Annotated in this window: 1 protein-coding gene; it reads left to right on the forward strand. The window is 38.2% G+C overall.

The window, feature by feature from the left end:
- On the forward strand, positions 1-422 hold a 422-nt coding region (locus tag CBI42_RS11395), incomplete at both ends, for a DUF1967 domain-containing protein (RefSeq protein WP_142294138.1).

Genomic DNA, 422 nt, shown 5'->3' on the forward strand with positions numbered 1-422 from the left:
CAATCAATAAAGAATTGGAACAGTATGATGAACGAATCTTGAAACGGCCACAAATCATTGTGGCAACCAAGATGGACCTACCTGATGCTGAAGATAATCTTCAGGAGTTCAAAAAACGTTTGAATGAATCTCAAGATAGTCAGACAGATGTTCCTGAGATTTTCCCAATTTCTTCAGTCACTCATACCGGTTTAACCGAATTAATTCGCAAAACAGCCGACCTATTAGATACAACTAAGCTGTCAGATTTGGAGAAGCCACAGGATACGACCAAGCAATATGATTACAAGCCAGCTGACTCTAGTGACTTCCATATTTCATATGATAAAGAATATGAATCATGGGTTATTACAGGCGACAAGATTGAACGTCTGTTTAAGATGACCAATACCGAACATGATCAAAGTATGCTAAGATTTGCA

It is taken from the genome of Streptococcus sp. KR (assembly GCF_002238115.1).
Taxonomy (GTDB): domain Bacteria; phylum Bacillota; class Bacilli; order Lactobacillales; family Streptococcaceae; genus Streptococcus.